We start from the raw sequence: 23,601 nt of genomic DNA on the forward strand, positions 1-23,601 counted from the left end.
AGTCATTCCTCTCCAACAGGCGATCTCAATCGCTCCCAGCCAGCAGTCCATTCATGAGCGCGCGCTTGAGGTGTTGCACCTTCTCGATGTTGACATCGAATTGATCCAATTCAGATCTCACCTGGCGCAACACACTGGAAATCTCCTTCTGCCTGGAAAACGAGGGGACAAATAGTTGAATCTGCGAGAATGTTGACTTATTAAGGATCGGGGTCACTTGCAGGCTGGATGCAGCCTTCACTTTAGCGGACGCCTCACAGATACTCTCAAAGAGGAAGTGAGGGTCCACTTGCCCACCTGGAACGACGGCATTAATTTGCTGATTTACGCATGCACGGTGCTCAAGCAGGCCAACTTTCCCTGTGCCGAAACCGATACACACTACGAGAGTGGAGCCACTCGGAACCTCAACTACATTAGCTTCTCCGCGCCATGCTTCCCGGGTGGAGTCTAGAACTGCTTCGCCATCTACAATCTCACTTGGCGTAACAAAAGGAATGCTGTGACCGTGACCCAGGCGAGGGCCGACATCCGGCGTCTTTCCGGTGACGACACGACCCAGATGGCCAATCGCAACCAGCTCGCCGTCGCGTGTTTCGGAAATGAGACGGCGCCGCATGCCTTGAAGCCAATTTTCTGTCTTTGCCCGCAAGTTACGCAATCTGGCTAGCTGCTCGTCCAGCTCGTCAAGGATCTCGGCGATGCGCTGCTGCTCTGCCAGCGAGGGGAGGGAGATTGGAACTCTCAGCAGTTCACTTCGAGACAACTCAACCTGCCCAGTTGATCCAATGAAGCAGTGCGTATCGAGATAGCGCTGTCCCCAATGAGATTGAAGGGTGGCATTTAGCCACCTAGCATCGAGTAGTTCCCCTGGCCGGATCACCGTAACGTGACTATCCACAACATAATCGCCATCCAACGGGAATACGCAACTGCGTCCGATGGTTCCGACTCCAGTGGAATTCAGAAGTACGTCCCCCGGACGGGGGCGCACCTCTCTGCCCCCCAATGGCTCGTGGCGCCTCGCAGCTTCGGGCACGAAACCCGATACCTGAACGCATTTCTGCCCAATAGCATAGAAATAGCCGTTCTCGTCATAATTTGGGGCAGTCCCACGGGATACGAGCTGGCAAAGCTCTCCCAGAGGAAAATTCTTCCGCTGTCCTGCGCCGAGCCAATCCTCACGCATAGCCCAGCTCCTCCAGGTACCCCCGCAGCCGCTTCGCGGACGCCTCTCGTTCGTGTTCCAGGTCCTGCAATGTCACGGCGTATTTGTTGCCCCAGTTGCGGTAGGCGTCGATCACGGCGCGGCGGTCGGCGGCGACGAATCGGTCCATGCGGGCGCGGAGGTCGGCCTTTAGGAAGCCGAGGACGATGTGCTGGGCCTGGTCGGCGGTGAGGTTTTCTGCGGCTTCGCGCAGCTCAACGAGGAAGCGAGCCTTGATCACCGCGAGGTCCTTCTTGGCGGCGGTGAGCTGCCTCTTGAGCATGGCGAGTTCCTTGGGGGGCAGGACGCCGGTCAGGTCCGGCTCGTCCGCATCATCCCCGTCAGCGGTCTTCTGGGACGGGGAGCCCACCTTGACCTTCGCGTCGAGTTCCGCGACGAGCGCCTCCGCGGTCTCCAGCCGCTCCACATAGGCGGGGATCAGTTCGGGTACGAGGCGGTGTTCGCGAGCCTTGCGCTGAGCGGCGCGGATGCGGGCTCTGGTCTTGGCGTCGGCGCCCTCCGGTGGTTCCGTGAAGGCGGACTCGATGCTGGTGACCCAGCGATCGATAACGCCAGGGAAGCCGGTGCGGGCGAGGCTGCGTAGGTCGTTGCGGGAGTCGAACCACCAAGCGGCCACGGTACCGGCAAGTTGGTACTTGTCCAGGACCTTCAGCTGCTCCAGTGCCCGGGTGAAGGTGTCGAGGAGTTCGGCGCGGGTGTCGGCGAGCTGCTGGTGCTTGGGAAGTTCGTCGAGTCGGCCGCGGTGCTCCATCCACCAGGCGTCGAAAGCGGCGCCGAGTTCGGCCTCCCGTGCGGCGGTGAGCTCGGGGATGCGCTCAGCGACGGCCTCGTAGCCTTCCTCGGGGAAGTCGTAGTAGTCCTCATCCCGGTCGCGGAAGAGCTGGCGGCCGGGGTCGATTCCGAAGGCTCGGAACTGGCGGGCGCGGTCGCGGACTTCGCTCTTGGGGACGCCGCCATACAGGTGCGCGCGGACGTCCTGCGGCTCGGGGGGTGGGGTGTTGTCGACGTAGCGGCGGATGTTGAGGTTGTAGTCGTTCTTCTCCAGCTCCTCGAAGGGCACGACGCGCGCGAAGTTCTCGATGTCCTGCCAGCCACGGTACGCGGAGACGATCTTTTCAGCGTGCTGGGCTTCGAGGAGGTTCTGGGCGCGGCCGGCGGTGACCTCGCGGTCGGCATTGATGAACAGCACCCCATTCCGGCGGCCTTCGGGGGCGCCATCGCGCCCGCGCAGGACGAGGATGCAGGCGGGGATGCCGGTGCCGTAGAAGACGTTGGGCCCGACCCCGATGACGGCCTCCAGCCGCCGGTCCTCGATGATCTGGCGGCGGATGTCCTGTTCGGCGCCGCCGCGGAAGAGGACTCCGTGCGGCATGACGGAGGCGGCGATGCCGTCGGCTTTTAGGACGGCCAGCACGTGCTGGATGAACATCAGGTCGGCCTTCTTGCCCGACTCGGGGCACCAGCCGTAGCCCATCCGCTCTTGGTGCTGCATGTCCTTGCGGCGGTAGTTCTGCGCAAAAGGCGGGTTGGTGAGGACGCGGTCGAAGCGCAACAACTCGCCGCTGGGGGTGGTGTGCTTGGGATCGGCGAGGGTGTCACCGTGCCGAATGTCGCCGTCGGCGACCTCGTGCAGGAGCAGGTTCATGCGGGCCATCGCCCAGGCGCTGCCGTTGTCTTCCTGCCCGAAGACGGAGACGTGGGCGGCGTCCCCGCCGTGCTCTTGCACAAACTCCTTCGCGAGGATGAGCATGCCGCCCGAGCCGCAGCACGGGTCGTAGACCGACATGCCCTCGCGGGGCTGAACGAGCTGGTTCATCATGCGGATCACGGAGCGGGGGGTGTAGAATTGCCCACCCTTTTTGCCGCCCTCGTCTGCGAACTCGCCGATCAAGTACTCGTACGCGTAGCCGAGAAGGTCGGGGAACTCGAAGTCGTCGTTGCTCAGCCGGTACTGGTCGAAGTGGTCGATCAGCGCCTGAAGGACAGGCTTGCTCAGCTTGGTGTTGCCCGATCCACGCTTAAAGTCGATGTAGCCGAGCACGCCGTCCAGCGACTGGTTCTCGTTTTCCAGGCCGCCCAGGGCCACGTTCAGCGCCTCGGCCGGATCGGAGCGCGACGCCTCCTTGATCGTCTTCCAGCGCGAGACCTCGGGGACGAAGAACTGGTGCGAGCGGTACGCCGAGGGGGACTCGGCCCGCCGCTCCGCCTCGGCCCTCTCCAGGCCCAGGTCCATGAACCGCTTGACAGCGGCGCCCCGCGCCACGTCGAACTGGTCCGAGGCCCGCTTCAGGAACAGCATCCCAAAGATGTAGTCCTGATACTGCGCGGCATCCATCTTGCCGCGCAGGATGTCCGCAGCGGCATACAGGTGCCTCTCCAGCTGCGGCAACGTGAGCTGGGCCACTTGCGTTTCTCCTTAGTTCCTCAAACCACCTGACACAGTGCACGGCGGGCGCCATGTCTGGCGGTGGCCAGCCTGACCGCCTCAAGAGTAGGGGCGGCCTACGACAATCTCCTCGGGCGCGGCCCTCGTGCCGCACGCCGCAACGACTCCGGCGCGGTGGTGGGTATGGGCAGGCGCTCTCCAGGGACTTCGCCGCCGAGTAGGTGCGTGATCAGAGCGGGGCGCAGGGCCTCCAACCGGGCCAGGGAGCGGCGGTGGTTGTCCATCTGGGCATCTACCTCCGCCAGTGCCCCGACCAAGAGCCGCTGCTCGGTAAGCGGCGGCACGGCCACCGGCAGTTCCTCGACCATGCGGGCGGTGACGGTGGTGACTGTGCCCACGTTGGCGCGCACGAGGAGCTGATCCAGCACCTTCGGATGCGAGAGGTAGGCAATCAGGTAGCCGGGATCGACCAGCTCACGGCGCGGCCGGATGCGCATGCAGGCGAAGTGGTAGATCCAGTCGCGCGAGCGCTCCTCCACCAGTGCCATTCGCCCGACCGCGCCTTGGCGGACCATGACTAGGTCGTCCGGCTCCACCCGGAACCGCGCCAGGGCGTCCGGCACCCTGTCTAGACTCCGCAGCAACGACCGCTCGGCGATCTTCCCATCGGCGATGTCCCCGGGGGAAATCACCGGAGTGTCGCCCAGCCCATCGCTCAGCCCCTCGAACTGATCACTGGAAGGACTCGGCGTGACCTCACTCAGGTCCCCGAGCCGTTGTATGCGGGCCACCTCGAATCCCGTCCTATCCCTTCGCTACCCACGCAACAAAGTTCTATCGTGTATCCAACTACCCTGGAGGGATGGATTAGTTGCAATCCCAGTTAGAACATGCGTACATTCCGTAGCGCCTAGGGGGGAGCCTAACACCTGGAGTGCTCGCCGCAGGTGCCCCGCCCTGCTCCGGACACGCCACAAGCGACCCTCCGGAAGGGGCCTGAACCAACCAGTCGAGCACGAAAGGGATGATCTGTGCCCGAAGTGAACAAGGGCGACCCAAACAAGCCGAAGGAAGCACGCTGGCGCAAGATCCGCCTGATCGCTTCCGTGGTAGCGGCCCTCAGTGCCGCCGCGTTCCAGTGCGGACGCCTGCTGATCTGGCTCCGTAACTGGCTGTGACCGCCAGCCCCCAGAAACGGTTTGGCGGCCGAGGGGACTGACAGTCACTCCACGGGTCCCGTCGCAACCAGCGGCGGGACCTATGCCACATGCCACCATACGAAACGACACGGGCGCTGACCAGCCCTGAATCCCGTGACCTGGCACCGTGCCCCGCTCGGCTCACCGCTGCCAATCGACGCTCGCCTTCGGCAAACGCGCCGGCGTGGTCACGAGTGAATCTCACAGGTCACAGGGGGTACGAAACGACCAGCCCTTGATTGCGGCTCCCTCAAGGACTCGAACCTCCAGTCAAGCAAAAGACGCCAGTAACAGGGCATCTCCCCCAACTGACGGGACCGGTCGGTACCGCATCCACATCACACCAGTCACCGCCCCTCAACGTCTACACCGCTCAGGCCTTCGTCACGAACCCCACGAACCGCGACCACTCCTCACGCCCGACAGCGAAGTGAGGGCGCGTCAAGTCCTTGGAGTCCCGTACGCGCACGGCCTGTTCGGTGAAGGCGACTTCGACGCAGTCGTCACCCTGACTGCCGCTATAGCTGGACTTGAACCACGCCAATTCCGGCCTCGTGCTCATAGCTCTCCTCGGAGTCGCTCCAACAGACCCCGCGAGTCCTTGGCGTTCAGGGCCTGCGAGCGCAGTGTGTCATAGCGCTGGCAGAGGAGGCTTACCTCTTTCACGTCGGAGATCAGACGGCCGTTCTGTTGTCCCTCGGAGTACGCGTACCGCTGCTCCCCGAGAGTCTCCAGAAGCCGCACCGGCCCATCCAGACAGGCATGCAACCCTGCCTCCAACGGCACGACTTGAAGCGTCACGTTCCGCGGCGCGCTCGACTCCAGCACATGGTCGAACATCTCCCGCATCTGGTCCGGATCCCCGAACCGGCGCCGGAAGACGTGCTCTTCGACGATGAAGCTGAACGGTGTCGTCGGCCGCTCGAACAACATCCGCTGCCGCTCCATCCGCCGGGCCATGAAGTCCTCCAGCAGGCTGTCCGGGGCCACCGGAACGGTGCCCTCGAACACCGCCCGGGCATACCCCTCCGACTGCAACAACCCCGGCACCAGTCGGCACTCGTACGTACACAGGCTCACCGCCACCCGCTCCAGCCGGGCCCACTGCCGGAACCACGCCGCGAGCCCCACATCCCCGCGCCCCCGGGTCACATACTTCGACGACTTCCGCAGCGCCCCCGTGTTGCCCAGCGCCTCCTCGGACCGCTCCACCAACGCCACGTCGGGCATCCGGCGCCCCAACTCCACCGACTCCACCGTGTGCTTGGAGAAGCTCACCAGGTCCGCGAACTCGGTCCTGCTGTACCCCGCGTGCTCGCGCAGTGCCTGCATGACCGCCCCGAACGTCCGCAGGCTGTCCGAGGGATCGGGCTCCCGGTCCTCGCCGGCCAGCACGTCTTCGTCGTCCACCACACCGCCGTCGGTCACCCGCGGCCACCTCCGGTTCCGTACCCGCGCTGCTCGCCGTCCCACAGCCGACGACACCCAGCGTGACCCATAAACCGTCGTACCGTCCACGGAATGTGCTCGTACGCTGACGCAGCGTACGGACCGCACCTCTGGAACGCGCCCACGCGCACCCGTCACCGTGGCCTCATGAGCGCAACTACACCCCAACTCGGGGCCACCGTACACACGTTCGCCCAGCTCCTGTCGTCCACCCGTCGCGGAGCCCGGCTCGCCCGTCTCCTCGCCGCCGAGCAGCTCCGCGCGTGGCCGGTGGCACCCGGCGTCACCGAGCGCGCCGAGCAGATCGTGGCCGAGCTCGCCGCCAACGCCGCCCTGCACGGTCGTGTCAACAGCCGCGACTTCCGGCTCACCCTCACCCTCGACACCACGGCCGGCCTGCTCCGCATCGCCGTCATCGACGCCCGGGACGAGCACCTCCCGGCGCCGCCTGCGGAATGCGGTACGCCCCTGGACGCCGAGTCCGGCCGCGGCCTCCTCCTGGTCACCGCCCTCGCCGACCGCTGGGGCGTCGAGCCCTACCCGCCCAGCGGCAAGTCGGTCTGGGCCGAATGCGCCTGCGAGACCCCCGGCCCGGACACACACAGCGGGCGGCGCTGACCGTGACAGCTGGACGTGGGGGTCGGTCAGGGTCGTGACGAGACGGTATGCGCCGATACGGCGCCCCTGGGAGGTGCTGACAGTGATCTCGCAGTCGATGGGACGGACAGCAGCGGCTCCGAGCCTCGACAGGTAGGAGCTGTTGGGGGAAACCCTCCAGAACGGGCAGCCTGAGTGGGAGACTTGGGACCTAACGACCCAAGGAGTTCAAGGCATGACAACAGGCGCCCCCGACGGACCGGATCCGGCAGCAGCCGTACGTGGGCAGCGAGTCCTCGCCCTCCTGGACAAGGCAATCGACAGCCAGAGCCTGCTGGTGCGCAAGAACATCGCCCGGGCCCGTCAGCGGAACCCGGAGGCGACACCAGCGCAGGTGATCCGCAATCTGGAGCGGATGTACGTCAGCGCCCTGACCGGGACGGGCGCCGCGGTGGGAGGAACTGCGGCCGCGCCCGGCGTCGGCACGGGAGTCGCACTGGCGCTGTCGGCAGGCGAGGCTCTGTCATCTCTTGAGCTGAGCGCCCTCTTCGCGCTTTCGCTCGCCGAAGTCCACGGAGTCCCCATCGACGAGGTCGAGCGCCGCCGAACGATCGTGATGGGGATCATGCTCGGCGGGAGCGGCTCCACCACCATTACCAAGGTCGCCGAGCGGACGGGGCAACACTGGGGACGTCAGGTGGTCGCCAAGGTGCCAGTCGAGACGTTGCGTCAGATCAACAAGATCCTGGGGAGGAACTTCGTCACGAAGTACGGGACCAAGCAGGGAATCATTGTTCTCGGTCGCGTGGCACCGTTCGGTATCGGCGCTGTGATTGGTGGTGGCGCCAACGCCGCCATGGCCACTCTGGCGGTGAGGGCCGGTCGTCGCGCATTCGGCCCACCCCCGACGTCGTGGCCAGAGCTGGCGTGCAGCACCGCGCCAACGTCCGAGAACCCGCTTGACTGACCCTCGGTGCACTGAAGGGCCACGAGCACCCCGCCCCGCTTTCCTGGCGACGGCTCGTTCACCGCCTGCGCGGTCAGTGGATGGGGCGGAGCGTGAATGCAGGTCGTCAGACGGCAACCACGTGCACGTCCGTCGGCGCGAGGACCGTCAGGTAGGCGTGGATGTCCCCCGGGTCGGTGGTGAAGATCACCGCGCTGCCGTGTCGGGCCGCCGCCAGGGCCACCCAGGCGTCCACCGCGTCCGGCCGCTTCTTCGCCGGCAGGGCCGCCCGCCCCAGAGCGGTGCCGATGCGCCGCCAGTCCGCGAGGTCCGGGCCCGTCGCGCAGGCCAGACACTCCGGACGGCCCGCCTTCGTCTCACGCATGGGCGGCTCGGACGTACGGGCCTGAGGGACCGTGCAGTCCTTCAGGACGCCGGACAGGGCGTGCACCAGCGCCGGTTGAGGGCGCCACACCTGGGCGAGGACCGGTCCGAGCACCAGCGCCCGGTGCGGGACCGTGCGCAGTCCCTCGTGGAGAGCCACCGCCTTCGCCTTGCGGTCCGCGAGTGCGATGAGCATGCCGGTGTCGTAGACCGGCACCCGTGCGCTCACGCGGCGTGTCCCGGACGGCGGCCTTGCCGGTCCCGGCCCTGGACGAGGCCCAGGGCCTCCTCGACCTCGCGGCGTTCCTGCTCCGTCAGTTCCGCGTGCGGTTCCGGGGCGGGTTCGGCGGGCAGCACACCCGCTGCCTGCTCCGCCCGGGCGATGAGCGCGTCCACCTCGGCGAACTGTTCCTCTATGGCATCACTCTCAGCCATCTGGCGCGTTGCGGCATGCACCAGGTAGGCCGATACGTCCATGCCCACCCGCTCCGCGTGCTGCCTGATGCGTTCGGCTTGGTCCTGCTCCAAGCTGATGGTGATGCGCGCCTTTGCCATGAGGGCATCGTAATACGCGTATGACGGCAGTGCGAGTGCGGTCGGGGTGGGGAACCGGGCACGCCTCTTCTCTCCGGCGCCCCGTTCCGTACCGCCCCGCCCCCGTCAACCGGCGACCGCGGTCCGCCCCGCGCGGCGGACCTGCGGTCCGACCGGGATCCGTCACCGCGTCCGGGGCGCCAAGGCTTCGATCACCCGCTCGACGTCGTCCCGCCACGCACACAACTCCACCTGCGTGGGGGCCAGTTCGTACCCGTGGTAGTGGCAGGCCCGGCTGAGGCCGGCCCAGGTCACCGACCAGCGGCGGGCCGTGTCGGGGTCGGCGTAGGACTCCAGGCACAGGGCCTGGGCGTGCGGCGCGCAGCGGGCCAGCTGCGGTTTGCGGGCCTGCCAGTAGCGGCGCAGGGCCTCTTCGAGGGCGTGGCGCAGCAGGAGTGCCACGGCGCGTGGCCAGACGCCGGTGGTGGAGGCGGTGGCCGTGCCGAGCAACCGGTCCGCGCCCGCGAGCAGTTCCTCGGGGGTCGAGGTGGACGGCGGTGGAGGCGGGAAGGCCGCGGGGAGCCGGGGCGGGCGCGCGGACGGGACGGGTGCGGCCGGGCGGATCCTGGTCACAGGGATCGCACCGCCTTCGCGAGGTCCGCGGTGCGGCGGATGATCTCCTCCACGTCGTCCACGGGCACGGCTTCGTGGGAGCCCCTGTTGCACCACCGGATGTGGTCGGTGGCCTCCTGGCCGTAGGCCCGGGTGAGGTCGGTCATGGCCTCGCCCACCCGGTCGGTCTCCCCGTAGAGGGCGAGGGAGGCCAATTCGGTGAGCTTGTGGGCCTTGGCGATGCGTCGCTCGATCTCGTCGTGGGGCAGTCCCGTACCGAGGAGCCGACGTCGGGCCGGTTCGAGGAAGGCGGCCTCCAGGGCGGTGCGGCACAGGCCGGGCAGGACCCGCGCTACGACGTCGCCGGGCAGGTCGCGGGTCTTGGCGAGCGCCTTCGCGTCGTACAGCGCCTGCTTGACGGGGTCGTCGCCGGAGCGGACGCGTACGGCGGAGTGCTCACGGCGGTCGACGGTGAGGACGGTGGCGGGCAGCCGCAGGTACTTCAGGGCCTGCGGCAGGCGGGTGTCGTGCGTGAAGACGACGACCTGGCGGTGTTCGGCGAGGAGTGCGAGGACGCGGGCGAGGCCGTCCACCTTGGCAGGGTCCATGGACTGCACCGGGTCGTCGATGACCAGGAACCGGAAGGGGTTCTCCGGCAGGAAGGTGCGCGGGAGGAAGAGGGAGAGGGCGAGGGCGTGCAGTTCGCCCTGGCTCATCACGCCGAGCGCGGGGGCGTCGATGTCGTCGACGGTCACGTCGAGGGCGACCTTGCGCTGGGTCGCGGAGCCGCTCAGGCGGACCGGGCCGAGAGCGACGTTGCTCTGCTGGCGCAGGTTGGACCAGATGCGCTGGGCGTCCTCGGCGATGGGCCGCATCCGGTCGGCGCGGATCTCGTCGTGGGCGGCCTTGATCCATTTCTGGGCAGCCTTGACGCGGGCCAGGCTCGGAATCGCCCGCTCGGCGGCGTGGGCCTTGTCGAGCCAGGCAGCGAGCGCCCGTGCGGCGTCACGCCAGGCGTCGTCCTGGTCGGCGAGGCGCCCTGCGGCCTCCTGGCGGGTGACACGCGCGGCGTCGGCCGCGGTCCGTGCGGCGTTCTCCGCGACGGACGCCAGTGCGGCCGGGTCGGAGACGGTACGACACCCCAGCCAGTCGTCCCAGGCGGCGGCGATCTCAGGCGGCAGCCAGCCCGGAGGCGGCACGGCGAGATCACGGACGGCCTGACCGGCCGCGTGCAGTTCCCGGCGTGCGGTGAGGGCCTGTGCGGCCTCGGCACGCAGGAGACGTTCCTGCTCGGCCGCATCCAGCGCCCAGTCCTCGTCCAGCCGTGCCGCGCCACCGCACACGGGACAGGTACCGAGGTCGGGGTGGGCGTGGTGGTGAGCGAGAGCGCGGGCGAGGATTTCGGCGCGTTGCAGCGCGTCCTCTGCGGAGGTGCCCCGCAGGTCCTCGGCGGCGGCGATCGTCTCGCGCAACCGGGCCACCGCCGTGGCCACCACCTCGGTGTCGGGTCCGGCCAGGGTGGAGCGGCGGCGCAGGTCGAACAGAAGCGACTCGTCCGCCGCACCGGTCCCGGCGGCCAGTTCGGCCGCCCGCGCGAGGTCCGGGCGCCGCCCGTCGAGTGCGGAACGGGCGGCCTGCGCGCGGGGGTCGTCGGTGTTGTCCAGCAGGACGAGCAGGGCGGGGAGTTCGGCCTTGGCCTCCTTCGCGGGCGCGTCGTACTCGCGGGCCAGGTCGCGCAGCCGCTTGTCGGCGGCGGCGAGCTGCTCCAGGCCGAGGATGGAGGCGACGGCGTCGTACATCTCGCTGGGCTTGCCGCCGATGACCTGGCCGAGTTCGGAGTACGACAGGAAGGGGCGGTAGGTCGCCAGGTCCTCCTGCCAGCCGAGGTCCGGAAGGGGAACGGGGTCGTGGCCGGGCCGGTCGAGTTCGGCGGCGGAGTCGGCGACGTCGTCTCCGTGCCACGTGCGCAGCACGGTGGCGGACTCCGGGTCGCCGTCGATGCGCAACTCCACGGCGATCTGCGGCTCCTGGCCGTGGTGAAGGTTGCGCCAGCTTCTGCGCCAGATGTCACTGCGGCCGCGCCAGCGGGCGTTGTCGCCGGTCAGCGCGATCTCGGTGGCTTCCGCGAAACTCGACTTGCCGGAGCCGTTGCGGCCGGTGACCAGCGTGAGCCCCGGGCCGGGGGTGAGCGGGAGACGTGCGGTCCGGCCGATGCCACGGAATCCGCTGACGGTGACGGACTGCAGATAGGCGCCCGGCATCCGGCCGCGAACCGGGCCGTCGTCCTGGAAGGCGGTGAGCAGGACGGCCTTGGCATCCTCGTCGAGATCCGAGGCGGCGAGCCGTTCGGCGATGAGGAGAGCGAGGGTGCCGGGGGCCGCCGGCTGCCCGGCGGGCTGCTGTGCGGGGGGCGGCTCCGGAGCGGAATCGACGGATTCGGGCATGACGTGAACTCCCGTGGAGGCGACGGCTGCGGAGGCGGCGGTCGGACAGGCGTACGGAGACCGCGCAGCGTGAGGGGCACGGGCCGCACGGTGCAGTCGGCATGACGTGTGGGCCGTGAGCTGTGAATGACCATAGCCCAGACGCCCATAAGAATGGAAGACATTGGAACTCTTTGGAAATCACTGGGATCGGCAAGCGGAGGAACGCGAAGCCTCCCGCCCCGTACCTACAGACGCCACTCCTCAGCGAGCACGCCGATCAGTTCGTCCTGCCTCGCCCCCAGCAGCCCGGGGGTCCAATCGGCATGCTGAAGCACCTGGCTCGTCAGCGCGAAGGGGACCACTCCCCCGCGGCCGGTGAAGTACCTGGCCTTCTTCTCGGCGAAGTCGTAGTTCTGGGCAGCCGAGTTCTTCGCGCGGTTCAGCAGGACCAGGTTGCCGAGGCGATGCGTCCACCGGGCGCGCTGCCCCTCGTCGAACAACGCGGTCCACCGCGACCCGGACCCCGGGTTCTGCGGCAGAACATGCTCGACGGTGATGAGCCCATGGTTGTAGGTCACCCCCTGCCCACGAGCCAGCAACTCATCGAGGCGGAGGAGCACGTACTTGCGGATCTTGCCGACGAGATAGAGATCGCCGTCGAGCCTGGCGCGGGTGTCCGCCTTCTCGTCATCCGTCAGCTCGAGGGCGGGGGAATCGAGACCCTGTCCTTCATCGAGTTGCCGGAGCAGTTCGGCGTAGCGTCTGACCCGAGGGGTGGTGTACTCGCGGCGGATGAACAGGCTTGCCGACAGACGCTCCAGCGCCCGCATGAACGCGTCGAGCCAGACCGGGTCGTGCTCGTGGTGGCGCAGTGCCCAGAGAGCGGCGGGCCGCCAGTCGTAGTTGTCGACCTGCTGGAGCCTCCGAAACCAGGCGTTGACCGCGTCCGCGCCCAATGCGGACTCGTAACGCGCCTCCCGGATCCTGGCGTACGCGTCGGCGTACGGCCGGACGACATCGTGGACGAAGACCTCGGCCTTGCCGGGGAGGTAGTGGCTGAGCACCTGCTCCGGGAATTCCTTGAGCAGTTCCTGTTCGGCGCGCTTCTTGGCGAAGATCATCCGCAGGTGGAGGAAGAGCTCGGCGAAGTCGTCGCGCCCGAGCATCTCCTCGGCGTCCTCCCAGACGGTGGCGCACTCGTCGGACGCCTCCGGTCCGAGATCGCCGATTATGCGCGACTTGAAGATGTCGGTCGGGGACAGGTCCAGCCCCCGGGAGTTCATGACACTGAAGATCCGGTGCGCGCTGTCGAGGTCGGGGGTACTGACGACGACCAGGAACGTCCGCTCGGCGAGCATCTGAGCCAGCTTCAGCCGGTCCTCCTCAGGCGAAGCCGAGAGGCTGCGGTACAGGACTGTCGCGTTGCGGAGAATGGCCTTCTGCGCATCGGTGCGCAGCGCGTCCTCCTTGAGCGTCAGCAGAGTGCCTACCGCGTCTTTCGTCTGCACGTACTTCCCGAAGAAGTCCGCGTCGCGACTCCGCAGGGTGAGCCGCGGTCTCGGCGCGAGCCCACGGATCTTGGCGCCCGGCTCCATCACCAGCCTGTCGAGGTCGCCGCGCAGTTCCGGATCGTCGGTGAGATCACGCAGGACCGACAGGAGGATGGTCAGGGTCGTGAGACGCTGCTGGCCGTCGATGACGTCCGCCCTCGGAGCCCCTCCGTTCTTGACGAGCACGACAGATCCGAGGAAGTACGGTTCGTCCGTCCCTCGGTCCAGGGCTTCCTGCAGGTCTGTCAGCAGTTGAACCGCCTGCTCCTCCTGCCACGCGTAGGGGCGCTGGTAGTCGGGGATCTGAAAGTCGTAGTCACTGCTGAACACCTTGTGCAGGGGCATCTCATGCGCCTCAAGCTTTTGCATGCCCCTGATGATGGCGGAAAGGCCGAGCTTCCTGGCACCCGATCGGCTCAGCTTCCTTCGATCCGGCAGTGGCCTCGTCGGTGCGGGGACCGCCCCACGCCCGAACGAGGTTTCTACCGCACAGCCACGCTTGGGAAAGCGGAACCAATTGGGCTGGTTGGGCCCCTCTCAGGGGCGGCGGAGGTCTTCGGCAAGGGGGCGAGACAGGGGTCGGGTGTGACGGGCGATGACCGGCCGAACCATGGGTCGGCGGTCTGCGGGGCACGTATCTCATCCACGCCGCGCCGACATGGCCGACTACACCCGTGACCTGAGTGACAACGCTGCCCGCGTTGCGGTGGAACGAAACCCGTTCCGAACTGCTCCGCGCCGAAACTCGACCGCCACGGAGCCGGCTGTGTCCTGGGGGAGTTGCCAACCGTCAAGCGGGAGGACAAAACCACGGCACCTACCGAGTCATGACCCTGACCCTCGACATCTACAACCTCATGGCCGAGGATCAACAATCCAACACCCTTACCCGACCATTCTCGCCCCCGGCCAGAACCCCCACGCACCCCGCCTGAGCACCCCCACCGGCGCGCTGCAAGCGAACTGCAGCGCGGCGCACTCGGCGCTTCGAAACCGCCCGCCCACCACACCGCACAGGCAGCCGCCCATGGAACCCCGTAATTACCGCATGGTCGTCTCGACCACGAAGGACTTCGTCACGGCCTCCGCCGAAGCCGATCGCCAACTGCACCACTGGTTAAGCGTGATGAAGCCGTACGACACCTCGGTCCTCGACGAGGGCCGCAACGAGATAGCCGAGGGCGTCACTCTCGACCACGACGCAGCGGCGGGCCGCCACGGTTCGTACTCCCGCTGGCGCCTGCGCGAGACCAAGGACGCCACCCAGGGCACATGGCAGTCCACCCTGGTCGTCCGCTCAGGCAGCCGCCACGACAACCGCCGCACCTGGCTCCAGGTTGACATCGAGCATCAGCCGGCCCCGGACCAACGGCACATCAGAGCGAACACACCCGGAATAGCCAGACTGCTCCTCGATGCCCTCCCCGCCCAGGACGGTCTCGCTGACGTCGGCACGGACCCGAAGTTCATCGAGCCGGACGACTTGGAGGAGGTCATCGAGGAACTCTGCGAGCAGGACCGCAGACTTCCCATCGTCGTGGCGAGTGTCCCCTACGGACAGGACCCCGAGGCTTGGACGGAAAGGATCATCGAACCGGCCTTCCGCCACCTCACCGGGCTCGCCGTCATGTACGTCCTCAGCCCAGAAGCGCAGCAGGCCTTCAACGCGACCCTCGAATACCACCCCGTCTTCGGCGGTGGCATCCGCACCTACCGCCCCGGCGTCGACCCAGCCTGGCAGCCTGACGCCCAGCGCCACCCGGTGATGTCACGGACGACGATCGAGGCGAACCCGAGGCGCGCGGCAGCGATCCTCGCCTCGCTCCCCCAGCGGCTGGCCCTGAGCCACCCACTCCCCAAGGCACTGGACACCCTGCCCGTCCAGCGCACCCGCCCCCGCCCGGCCGCCGGCAACTCCAGCCTTGAGGCACTGCGCGGGGAACTCAGGACGGCCGAGGTACTACTCCAGGAGGCAGAACAGCGTGAGGAGTCCCGCGACGAGGAGATCCGGGACTTCCGCCGACAGCTGAAGCAGTCGGAGGACCGGGACTTGCAGCAGATCGTCGAGAACGACCAGCTGTACGGCGATCTCCAGGACGCCCGCCGCAAGGCGCGCTTCCTCCAGAAGCAGCTCGAAGAGGCCGGCCTCCACACACTCGCCCACACTCCGCCCCCGGAACCAGCCGACCGGCCCACCACCTTCGTCGAAATCCTGGGCCGCATTGGCGAGTTCAAGCATCTGCATTTCACCGGAAACGCCAAGAAGACCAAGGACCTCGACGCCCAGTGCATCGGCAACTGGGTCACCGTCGCCTGGGACGCTCTGCGCGCCCTGAACGACTACGCCGCTGCGTCCGCCACAGGCACGGCGGGCGGCGACTTCCGCCACTGGTGCGACAACCTGCCGGACGACTGCGAGAACCCCTTCCCCTCCGGCAAGGTCAAGATGAAGGAGTCGGAGACGGTCGGGAACAACACTGACTGGCGCCGCCAGCGCACATTCCCCGTGCCGAAGTCCGTCGCCAGGGAAACCAAGTTGTTCATGCAGGCCCACCTGCGCATCGGCGGAGGCAACACGGTCTCGCCCCGCCTCTACTTCCACGACGACGGCCCCGGCACGGGACTCGTGTACGTCGGATACATCGGCCCGCATCCGGACAATACGCAGACCTGATCGAAATGGCCGCCGGCACTTACAGCCGCCCGATGGATCCGGACCATCTGGCCGAGTTCATCGAGACGGTCACCGGGCGGCTGGAAGAGCTTCGCGCGATGTACCCCCGGCTCACCGCAGCCCGCGTCAAATGGGTTGCGCGGGCCGACACGACGGCCAATGCCGAGGCCGCGTTCTCCCGCCGTGCCAAAACCGCCCCGATGCCTGCGGCTCCAGCACCATGCTCCGCCGGGAGGCTCTCGCGAGCACCCAGCCCAGATGCCTCGCGTGGCCCTCCGCTCCAAGGATTTTTCAGGGACTTTCAGCCCTGTCCGAGGGACTTTCCGCCACCTAACGCAGCAAGCCCCTGAAAAATCGGAAAGGGCCTCCGCCGCAGGTCAGACGCCCTCCCCCAGGCAAAGCCGCAGTTGGCGGCAGACGAGTCGGGCTGTACGCCGGGTTCTGTCACCCTGCCGCCTCGCGGCGGCCGGGGAGACGGCCATCCATCTAGGACCGGCGTTGCCGCCGGCCTCGTGCGGTCTACCCGCGGACTCGGGCGGGCAGCCCTCGAACGTCCGCGCAGAGTCGCTTTTCACAGCGGCTCCTTTTGACCTTGCTCCGGGTGGGGTTTACCTAGCCGCCTGAGTCACCTCAGGCGCTGGTGGTCTCTTACACCACCGTTTCACCCTTACCGAGGACCGAGGTCCCCGGCGGTCTGTTTTCTGTGGCACTGTCCCGCGGGTCACCCCGGGTGGCCGTTAGCCACCACCCTGCCCTGTGGAGCCCGGACGTTCCTCGGGAAGCACCTCGAGAGGCACTCCACGCGGCCGTCCGCCCGGCTCGTCTGCCGTATCGACCATGCTACCGGGCGTCGGGTCAGAGAAAATCCGCGGTCTCCAGGTCGAAGGCGAAGGGCTCGGGGAGGGTGAGCGGCTTGCCGAAGGGGAGGGTGGTGTGCTCCCGGTAGTCGTCGTGCATCGGGTCGCTGAAGAGCGTGACCTGGGAGGTGTCGCGGTCGACGAGGAGGTAACGGGGGATGCCGCCGCGGGCGTAGCAGCGGCGTTTTGCCTCGCGGTCCGCAGTGGGCTTCGTGGACGTCACCTCGAGCACCATGGCGACGCCGTCGCAGGGCATCCAGGGGCCGGCGTTCCCGAAGAGGTCGAGGTCGAGGGCCGCGAAGGTGGCGTCCGGGACCACGTGGTTCTTCGGGCAGGCGCCTCCGCTCCTCAGCTTCAGCCCCTTGTTCCCGGAGACGTCCATGTCGGTCCCGGACCGCTTGATCACCTGCCGCACGATCCGGCTGATGTACTTCTCGTGATCCCCGTCCGGCGGCGGCGTCACAACGATCTCCCCCTCGACGAGCTCCGCCCGGAAGCCCTCCGGGGTGTCCAGGGCGAGGAAGCCCTCCAGCAGGACTTCTTCCTGCGTGAGCGGCTGGTGGGCCATGGCAGTCATGTCACGCCCCTCCTTCGGTCGCTCGCCGGACTCGGGCATCGCCGGATCACCTGTCCGTGAGATCGGGAACCGTTCCCTCGATCGTGGCACAGGATCATCACCGCCGTCGGGACACCGCTCGCTTGACCCTGCCGCGACGTCAACGTCTGTACTGGTGGCATGCGGATCGGAGAACTCGCCGAGGCCGTCGGCGTCACCACGCGGACCGTCCGGCACTACCACCACCTGGGGCTGCTCCCCGAGCCCGAGCGGCGTACCAACGGCTACCGCGACTACACGCTCCGGCATGCGGTCGTCCTGGCGCGGATCCGGCGGCTGACGGAGCTGGGGCTGGGGCTCGCCGAGGTGCGGGACGTGCTGGCGGACGACGCGGGCAAGGATCTCGTCGAGGTACTGACCGAGCTGGACGAGGACCTGGCCCGGCAGGAGGTGGCGATCCGGGAGCGCCGTGGGCGGCTGCGGGCGCTGCTGGACGGGGAGGCGCTGCCCGCCGAGGGGCCCGTCTCGCCCGAGCTGGCCGCGCTGTTCGCGGAGACGGCCCACCTGTACGACTCGCCCATGGCCGCCCGGGACCGCGAGGTGCTCGCGCTCGTCGAGACGGCGGCGAGCCCCGCGGAACGGGAGCGGCTGATGGCGGCGGTGAGCGCGGTCGCCGGGTCGCCGGAGACGGTGGCCATGGCCAAGGAGGCGTACGCCCTGCTGGACGCCCTCGCCGACGCCGCTCCCGACGACCCGGGGGTGGAGACCGCGGCGCGCAGGCTGGCCGCGTGCACCCCTCGGAGCCTGCTCCCCGACACCTTGGCCATCGACCAGGACAGCAGTTTTCTGCGGGCCTTCTACGCCGACTTCGCGCCCGCCCAGGCGGCGGCGATCCGGCGGTCGCTGGAGATCCTCATGGAGGAGGGCGGTTCCGGATGAGGACGATCACCGTGCTCCTGCGCCATGAGCTGCGGCTGCTGGCGAGCCTGCTGCTGTGGGCGGGGCGGCGGCGGCACGGGGTGGGCGCCGGGAGGGCGTTCGGGTACGCGCGGGGGCAGGGCGCGGTGCTGGCCGGGTTCGGGTTCGTGTGTCTGATAGAGACGTTCACGATGTCCGTGCTGCTGCGGGACTGGCCCGCCCTGCACACCGCCGTGCTGATCCTGGACGTGTACACGCTGGTCCTGCTGGCCGGGATGTACGCGGCCTGGCAGGTCCGGCCGCACGTCCTGGCCGACGGCACCCTGCGTGTCCGCCACGCCGCCCATGTCGACCTGCGCATCCCGCTGGACCGGATCGCGGCCGTACGGCACGAGAGGCGCTCCACGCACGAGCGGGCCGACGGCGAGCTGAACCTCGCGGTGGGCTCGCAGACCTCCGTCACCCTCGAACTGACCGAGCCGGTCGCCCACGTCACCTTCCTCGGCCGCCGCCGGGACGTGGACGTGGTGCGGCTGCACGCCGACGACGCGCGGGACCTCGTACGCGACCTCGAACGCGGGCTCACGCGGGTGCGAAACATACCTTCGCCGTCGCCGGATCCGCCTGGGTGAGGCGGACGCGGAGGCGTTCGCCCAGGGGCAGGGGGATGCCTTCCGGGGCTGCCTCGATGCGGCCGATGACCGCCGGGGACTCCAGCTGGACGGTGCCGACGTTCGGGTGGCGCTCGTCGATGTCGACGACGCAGCCGTCGAAGACCTCGCCGATCCGGTCCTTCAGGAGGGCCGCCTCCACGGCGTCGACGCAGGCGCGTTCGACGGCCCCCGCGCGCCGGCCGCCGTCGGCCATCTCGCCGGGCAGGGCGTCGAGCGCGGCGAGCACCCATGGGGGTGGGTCCGTACCGGCGACGGCGGCCAGGCACAGTTCGGTGGCGTAGCGGTCGGTGAGGCGGCGGAGCGGGGCCGTGCAGTGGGTGTAGGGGGCGGCGACGGCGGCGTGGGTGGTGATCTCGGGCAGGACGCCACCGCGGAAGACGGTGTAGCCGGCGCCGCGCAGCAGGGTCGTGCACTCCTGGAGGAAGGCCGCGTGCCGGGGCAGGTGCGGGTCCAGGGAGCGGATGAGCTGCGCGTACGACACGTGGTGGGGCCAGTCGATGTGCAGGGCGTGGGCGGTGCGCCGCAATCGGCCCACGGCGCCGTCGGGGGCGGCCGGGAGGGTGCGCAGTACTCCGGTGCCGTAGGCGAGCATCAGGTCTGCGGCGGCCATGCCGGTCAGCAGGGAGAGCTGGGCGTTCCAGCCCTCGGCGGGCAGCGGGGCGCGGAAGGAGAGTTCGTAGGTGTGGTCGTGCTCGACGATCTCCTGTTCGGGCACGTCGAGGGAGATCCCGCCCCGGTCGGCCTCCAGCCCCTGCCGGAGCTGCCCGACGGTCCTCAGGAGCGCGAGAGGTTCCTCGGCGGTGCCGTCGTCGATCTGTCGCTGCACGTTCGCGTAGTCGAGTTTGGCCCGGCTGCGGACGAGGGCGCGGCGGGCGTCGACGGCGAGGGTACGGCCGTCGGCGTCGAGGTCGACGGTCCACAGCGCGGCCGGGCGCGGCCCGTCGGGCAGCAGGCTCGCGGCGCCCTCGCCGAGCGCCGGCGGATGCAGCGGGACCTTCCCGTCCGGGAAGTAGAGGGTGCTCACCCGGCGGTGCGCCTCGGCGTCCAGCGGCCCGCCGGGTACGACGAACGCGGCGACGTCGGCGATGGCGTACCGCACGCGGTAGCCGGTGCCATGCCGGGACAGGTGGAGGGCCTGGTCGAGGTCGGTGGAGGTGGGCGGGTCGACGGTGACGAAGGGGATGTCGGTGGCGTCGTACGCGGGCAGGGCGGGGGCTCCGGCGGCGCGTTCCGCCTCCGCGAGCACCTCGGGCGGGAAGCTCGTGGGCACGCCCAGCTCCGTGCGCACGGCGGCGAGGGCGGCCCGGAGCGGTGCTTCGGGGGCGCCGGTCACGCGGATGTGGCGGCGGGGCATAGGGCGAGCGTAGGGCGGGGGCGGGGTGTCGGCACCCCGTACGCTGGCGCGCGGAGCCCTACCCGAAGGAGAAACGCTCGTGCTCGTCCTGTTGCCCCCGTCCGAAGGAAAGGCCGCCGCCGGCCGTGGCGCCCCGCTGAAGCCGGAGTCGCTGTCGCTGCCGGGGCTCGCCGCCGCGCGTGAGGCGGTGCTGCGCGAGCTGGTCGAGCTGTGCGCCGGGGACGAGGAGAAGGCGCGTGAGGTGCTCGGTCTGAGCGAGGGGCTGCGCGGCGAGATCGCGAAGAACACGGAACTGCACACGGCCGGGACCCGGCCGGCCGGGGAGATCTACACGGGTGTGCTGTACGACGCCCTCGACCTGGCGTCGCTCGACGCGGCCGCCAAGCGGCGGGCGGCCCGTTCGCTGCTGGTGTTCTCGGGGCTGTGGGGTGCCGTCCGGGTGACGGACCGCATTCCGTCGTACCGCTGCTCGATGGGTGTGCGGCTGCCGGGGCTCGGGGCGCTGGGCGCGCACTGGCGGGCGCCGATGGCGGAGGTGCTGCCGGAGGCGGCCGGGGACGGGCTGGTGCTGGACCTGCGGTCGGCGGCGTACGCGGCGGCGTGGAAGCCGAAGGGGGAGGTCGCCGCGCGGACGGCGAGCGTGCGGGTGCTGCACGCGCCGACCCGGAAGGTGGTCAGCCACTTCAACAAGGCGACGAAGGGCCGGATCGTGCGGAGCCTGCTGACGGCGGGCATCGCGCCGAAGGACCCGGCCGGGCTGGTGGTGGCGCTGCGGGACCTCGGCTACACGGTGGAGGAGCAGGCGCCGGCGCGGGCGGGGTCGACGTGGACGCTGGACGTGCTGGTGGACGAGATCCACTGACACCGACAGGCAGTGCGTTGCACCATGCGCAACGACCTTTGCGTGTAGTGCACCCCTCGGGCAGGATGAGGCGCATGACCTCACCCCTGCCCTCCCCTTCGGCTGCCTCGGTACTGGATCTCGCGCCCGTCGTGCCCGTGGTGGTCGTGGCGGACGTCGCCGACGCGGTACCGCTGGCGCGGGCGCTGGTCGCGGGCGGGCTGCCCGCGATCGAGGTGACCCTGCGCACCCCGGCCGCCCTCGACGCGATCCGGGAGATCGCCGCCGCGGTGCCGGACGCGGTGGTCGGGGCCGGAACCGTGATCACCCCGGACCAGGTGACGGCCTGTCGGGCGGCCGGGGCGCGGTTCCTCGTGAGCCCCGGGTGGACGGACGCGCTGCTGACGGCGATGCGGGCGTCCGGGCTGCCCTTCCTGCCCGGGGTGTCGACCACCTCGGAGGTCGTGGCACTGCTGGAACGCGGGGTGCGGGAGATGAAGTTCTTCCCCGCGCAGGCGGCGGGCGGTACGGCCTATCTGCGGTCGCTGGCCGGACCGTTGCCGCAGGCCCGCTTCTGCCCGACCGGCGGCATCGGCCCCGACAACGCGGCGGACTATCTGGACCTGCCCAACGTCGGCTGTGTGGGCGGCAGTTGGATGGTGCCCGCGGACGCGGTGGCGGCACGGGACTGGGCGCGGGTGGAAGAACTGGCGCGGGCCGCCTCGCGGCTTACCCGCGCAGGTGGGACGTGTCGTTGAGGAGGCGGACGCTGGCATTGCCGTCCGCGTAGTACGCCACGACCGACAGCGAGGCCGCCGACAGCTCCATCCGGAACAGCGATTCGGGCGGGGCGCCCAGGGCGAGCCGGACCAGGGTCTTGATCGGGGTCACGTGCGTGACCAGCAGGACCGTACGCCCCGCGTAGGCCGCGACCAGCTTGTCCCGGGCGGCGGCGATCCGGACCGCGGTCGCCGCGAAGCTCTCGCCGCCGCCGGTCGGCTCCGCCTCCGGGTCGGCCAGCCAGGCGGTGAGGTCCTCCGGGTGGCGCTCGCGGACCTCACCGAAGGTGAGCCCCTCCCAGGCCCCGAAGTCCGTCTCGCGCAGCCCGTCGTCGACGGTGACCTCCAGCCCCAGCCGGGCCGCGACGGCACCGGCGGTCTCCCGCGTCCGGGCGAGCGGAGAGGCGACGATGTGCTGGACCGTGCCCCGCCGGGCCAGCGCGGCAGCGACTCGCTCAGCCTGCTCCCGCCCGACGGCGGAGAGCGCGGGATCACTCCCCCCGCTCCCGGAGAACCGCTTCTCCGGCGTGAGCGGTGTCTCCCCGTGCCGCAGCAGTACGAAGGTTGCGGGCGCCCCGAGATCGGGGGCGGCCCCCCAGCCGACGGACGGCTGCGCCCGCTCGGACGCGGAAGTGGACGAAGGAGCGGCGGAGGAAGGGGAGGCGAGGGTACGGGCGGCACGACGGTCGGCGTCGGATGTGGTGGTGGCGGGGGTGGTCGCGACGGTCCCGGAGCCTGAGCCGGAGGCAGTGGCTCCGCTGTCGCCTGCCCCGGTCCCGGTCCCGGTGGCCGTGGCGGCGTCGGCCTCCCCGGCGGCTCCGCCGTCACGCTGGGCGCCGGCGACCGTGTCGCCGCCCGCGCCCGACGGCTGGGGGTCCGCCGACCGGGCGAGGGAGTCGGCGGAAGCCGAACCCGCAGCCGCGCCGACGTCTGCTCCGGCGGAAGCCGTGTACGCCGCCGCGCCACTCGCGGAAGTCCCGCCGCTCCCGCCTGCGGCCGGGGCCGAGTCAGCAGGGCCCCCGGCGGCAGCCGTGCCCATGGTCGCCTCCCCGGCAGGCGTCGACGCCTGAGCGCCACCCACCCGTCCCTTCGCCAGGGCCTCGCGGGCCTTGGCTGCGCCGACGGTCGCGTCTCCGGGAGGACCCGACGGTTCACGGGACGCCGGTGAAACCGGAGACGCCACGGTCAGGGCCGCCATGGACGCCCCGGCGTCCCACTGTTCGCCGCGCTTGCCCGCGTCCATCGCCTCGTTGGCCAGGCGGTCGGCGTGCTTGTTGTGTTCGCGGGGGATCCACTCGTAGGTGACCTGGCCGGGCGGGTAGATCCGGGCGGCCTCCATGGCCAGTGGCTTCATGTCGGGGTGCTTGATCTTCCAGCGGCCCGACATCTGCTCGACGACGAGCTTGGAGTCCATGCGGACGCGCACCGGGGCGGTGGGGTCCAGTTCGCGGGCGGCGCGCAGGCCGGCCAGCAGGCCCCGGTACTCGGCGACGTTGTTGGTGGCGATGCCGATGTACTCGGCCCGCTCGACGAGGGTCTCCCCCGTCGCCGCGTCGATGACCACGCTGCCGTAGCCCGCGGGCCCCGGGTTGCCCCGGGACCCCCCGTCGGCCTCGACGATGAACTCCCGCACGTCA

Annotated in this window: 21 protein-coding genes and 1 other RNA gene; 8 read left to right on the plus strand and 14 right to left on the minus strand. The window is 69.5% G+C overall.

Annotated features, from left to right (window positions below):
* Window positions 1-25: 25 nt before the first annotated feature.
* From ACFWJX_RS20805 to ACFWJX_RS20815, 3 genes are all read right to left on the minus strand, one after another.
* Window positions 26-1,189, minus strand: a complete 1,164-nt coding sequence (locus ACFWJX_RS20805) for a restriction endonuclease subunit S (RefSeq protein WP_383245111.1) — start codon at window positions 1,187-1,189, stop codon at window positions 26-28.
* Window positions 1,182-3,632, minus strand: coding sequence for an N-6 DNA methylase (locus tag ACFWJX_RS20810; RefSeq protein WP_383245114.1), 2,451 nt, complete (start codon window positions 3,630-3,632; stop codon window positions 1,182-1,184). The genes ACFWJX_RS20805 and ACFWJX_RS20810 overlap by 8 nt, the downstream gene beginning before the upstream one ends.
* Window positions 3,633-3,730: 98 nt before the next feature.
* The gene (locus ACFWJX_RS20815) at window positions 3,731-4,405 is read right to left on the minus strand and encodes a restriction endonuclease subunit S (RefSeq protein ID WP_383245117.1); all 675 of its coding nucleotides are present in this window, start codon (window positions 4,403-4,405) and stop codon (window positions 3,731-3,733) included.
* 240 nt (window positions 4,406-4,645) lie between these two features.
* On the opposite strand from ACFWJX_RS20815, the gene ACFWJX_RS20820 reads away from it, so the two are divergent.
* A complete protein-coding gene (locus ACFWJX_RS20820; RefSeq protein WP_383245119.1) occupies window positions 4,646-4,792 on the plus strand; it encodes a hypothetical protein in 147 nt (48 codons plus the stop codon).
* 394 nt (window positions 4,793-5,186) lie between these two features.
* Here the strand turns inward: ACFWJX_RS20820 and ACFWJX_RS20825 are convergent, their stop codons facing one another.
* Both ACFWJX_RS20825 and ACFWJX_RS20830 read right to left on the minus strand, forming a co-directional pair.
* The gene (locus ACFWJX_RS20825; protein ID WP_383245121.1) at window positions 5,187-5,375 is read right to left on the minus strand and encodes a DUF397 domain-containing protein; all 189 of its coding nucleotides are present in this window, start codon (window positions 5,373-5,375) and stop codon (window positions 5,187-5,189) included.
* A complete protein-coding gene (locus ACFWJX_RS20830; protein ID WP_383245124.1) occupies window positions 5,372-6,241 on the minus strand; it encodes a Scr1 family TA system antitoxin-like transcriptional regulator in 870 nt (289 codons plus the stop codon). The genes ACFWJX_RS20825 and ACFWJX_RS20830 overlap by 4 nt, the downstream gene beginning before the upstream one ends.
* Before the next feature lie 168 nt (window positions 6,242-6,409).
* Between ACFWJX_RS20830 and ACFWJX_RS20835 the strand changes: the two genes are divergently transcribed.
* Complete coding sequence (locus tag ACFWJX_RS20835) at window positions 6,410-6,880, plus strand: ATP-binding protein (protein WP_383245127.1); 471 nt, start codon at window positions 6,410-6,412, stop codon at window positions 6,878-6,880.
* A gap of 214 nt (window positions 6,881-7,094) precedes the next feature.
* A complete protein-coding gene (locus ACFWJX_RS20840; protein ID WP_383245129.1) occupies window positions 7,095-7,826 on the plus strand; it encodes a hypothetical protein in 732 nt (243 codons plus the stop codon).
* A gap of 106 nt (window positions 7,827-7,932) precedes the next feature.
* On the opposite strand, the gene ACFWJX_RS20845 is transcribed toward ACFWJX_RS20840, so the two are convergent.
* The 5 genes from ACFWJX_RS20845 to ACFWJX_RS20865 form a co-directional block, all read right to left on the minus strand.
* Window positions 7,933-8,418: a hypothetical protein gene (locus tag ACFWJX_RS20845; RefSeq protein WP_262057842.1), complete on the minus strand. Its 486-nt coding sequence runs from the start codon at window positions 8,416-8,418 to the stop codon at window positions 7,933-7,935.
* The gene (locus ACFWJX_RS20850; RefSeq protein ID WP_383245133.1) at window positions 8,415-8,744 is read right to left on the minus strand and encodes a hypothetical protein; all 330 of its coding nucleotides are present in this window, start codon (window positions 8,742-8,744) and stop codon (window positions 8,415-8,417) included. The genes ACFWJX_RS20845 and ACFWJX_RS20850 overlap by 4 nt, the downstream gene beginning before the upstream one ends.
* 162 nt (window positions 8,745-8,906) lie before the next feature.
* On the minus strand, window positions 8,907-9,356 hold the full coding sequence (locus ACFWJX_RS20855; RefSeq protein WP_383245136.1) for a hypothetical protein: 450 nt from the start codon (window positions 9,354-9,356) through the stop codon (window positions 8,907-8,909).
* Window positions 9,353-11,779, minus strand: a complete 2,427-nt coding sequence (locus tag ACFWJX_RS20860; RefSeq protein WP_383245138.1) for an AAA family ATPase — start codon at window positions 11,777-11,779, stop codon at window positions 9,353-9,355. Before ACFWJX_RS20860 ends, ACFWJX_RS20855 begins: the two co-directional genes overlap by 4 nt.
* A gap of 227 nt (window positions 11,780-12,006) precedes the next feature.
* Window positions 12,007-13,680 (minus strand): DUF262 domain-containing protein, encoded by a 1,674-nt coding sequence (locus ACFWJX_RS20865; RefSeq protein ID WP_383245141.1) that lies wholly within the window; start codon window positions 13,678-13,680, stop codon window positions 12,007-12,009.
* A gap of 658 nt (window positions 13,681-14,338) precedes the next feature.
* Between ACFWJX_RS20865 and ACFWJX_RS20870 the strand changes: the two genes are divergently transcribed.
* Window positions 14,339-15,985 carry a hypothetical protein gene (locus ACFWJX_RS20870; RefSeq protein ID WP_383245144.1) on the plus strand — a complete coding sequence of 549 codons (1,647 nt, stop codon included), beginning with the start codon at window positions 14,339-14,341 and terminating at the stop codon, window positions 15,983-15,985.
* A gap of 414 nt (window positions 15,986-16,399) precedes the next feature.
* On the opposite strand, the gene rnpB is transcribed toward ACFWJX_RS20870, so the two are convergent.
* Window positions 16,400-16,807: RNase P RNA component class A (gene rnpB, locus ACFWJX_RS20875), an RNA gene on the minus strand.
* Window positions 16,808-16,840: 33 nt separating this feature from the next.
* On the minus strand, window positions 16,841-17,410 hold the full coding sequence (locus tag ACFWJX_RS20880) for a Uma2 family endonuclease (RefSeq protein WP_383245729.1): 570 nt from the start codon (window positions 17,408-17,410) through the stop codon (window positions 16,841-16,843).
* 168 nt (window positions 17,411-17,578) lie between these two features.
* Here ACFWJX_RS20880 and ACFWJX_RS20885 point away from each other — a divergent pair, with 168 nt between their 5' ends.
* Window positions 17,579-18,337, plus strand: coding sequence for a MerR family transcriptional regulator (locus ACFWJX_RS20885; protein ID WP_383245147.1), 759 nt, complete (start codon window positions 17,579-17,581; stop codon window positions 18,335-18,337).
* Window positions 18,334-18,948 (plus strand): hypothetical protein, encoded by a 615-nt coding sequence (locus ACFWJX_RS20890; RefSeq protein WP_383245150.1) that lies wholly within the window; start codon window positions 18,334-18,336, stop codon window positions 18,946-18,948. Before ACFWJX_RS20885 ends, ACFWJX_RS20890 begins: the two co-directional genes overlap by 4 nt.
* Here ACFWJX_RS20890 and ACFWJX_RS20895 read toward each other — a convergent pair.
* Window positions 18,899-20,344: an RNB domain-containing ribonuclease gene (locus tag ACFWJX_RS20895; RefSeq protein ID WP_383245152.1), complete on the minus strand. Its 1,446-nt coding sequence runs from the start codon at window positions 20,342-20,344 to the stop codon at window positions 18,899-18,901. The two genes, ACFWJX_RS20890 and ACFWJX_RS20895, sit on opposite strands and share 50 nt — an antisense overlap.
* A gap of 79 nt (window positions 20,345-20,423) precedes the next feature.
* On the opposite strand from ACFWJX_RS20895, the gene yaaA reads away from it, so the two are divergent.
* Both yaaA and eda read left to right on the plus strand, forming a co-directional pair.
* Entirely contained in the window at window positions 20,424-21,206 is a 783-nt protein-coding gene (gene yaaA / locus ACFWJX_RS20900; protein WP_383245156.1) for a peroxide stress protein YaaA, read from the plus strand.
* A 74-nt stretch (window positions 21,207-21,280) separates the two neighbouring features.
* Window positions 21,281-21,943: a bifunctional 4-hydroxy-2-oxoglutarate aldolase/2-dehydro-3-deoxy-phosphogluconate aldolase gene (gene eda / locus ACFWJX_RS20905; RefSeq protein WP_383245159.1), complete on the plus strand. Its 663-nt coding sequence runs from the start codon at window positions 21,281-21,283 to the stop codon at window positions 21,941-21,943.
* Here eda and ACFWJX_RS20910 read toward each other — a convergent pair.
* Window positions 21,915-23,597 carry a bifunctional RNase H/acid phosphatase gene (locus tag ACFWJX_RS20910; protein WP_383245161.1) on the minus strand — a complete coding sequence of 561 codons (1,683 nt, stop codon included), beginning with the start codon at window positions 23,595-23,597 and terminating at the stop codon, window positions 21,915-21,917. The genes eda and ACFWJX_RS20910 overlap by 29 nt on opposite strands.
* Window positions 23,598-23,601 lie beyond the last annotated feature (4 nt).

The sequence above is a fragment of the Streptomyces sp. NPDC058335 genome, assembly GCF_042723915.1.
Lineage (GTDB): Bacteria > Actinomycetota > Actinomycetes > Streptomycetales > Streptomycetaceae > Streptomyces.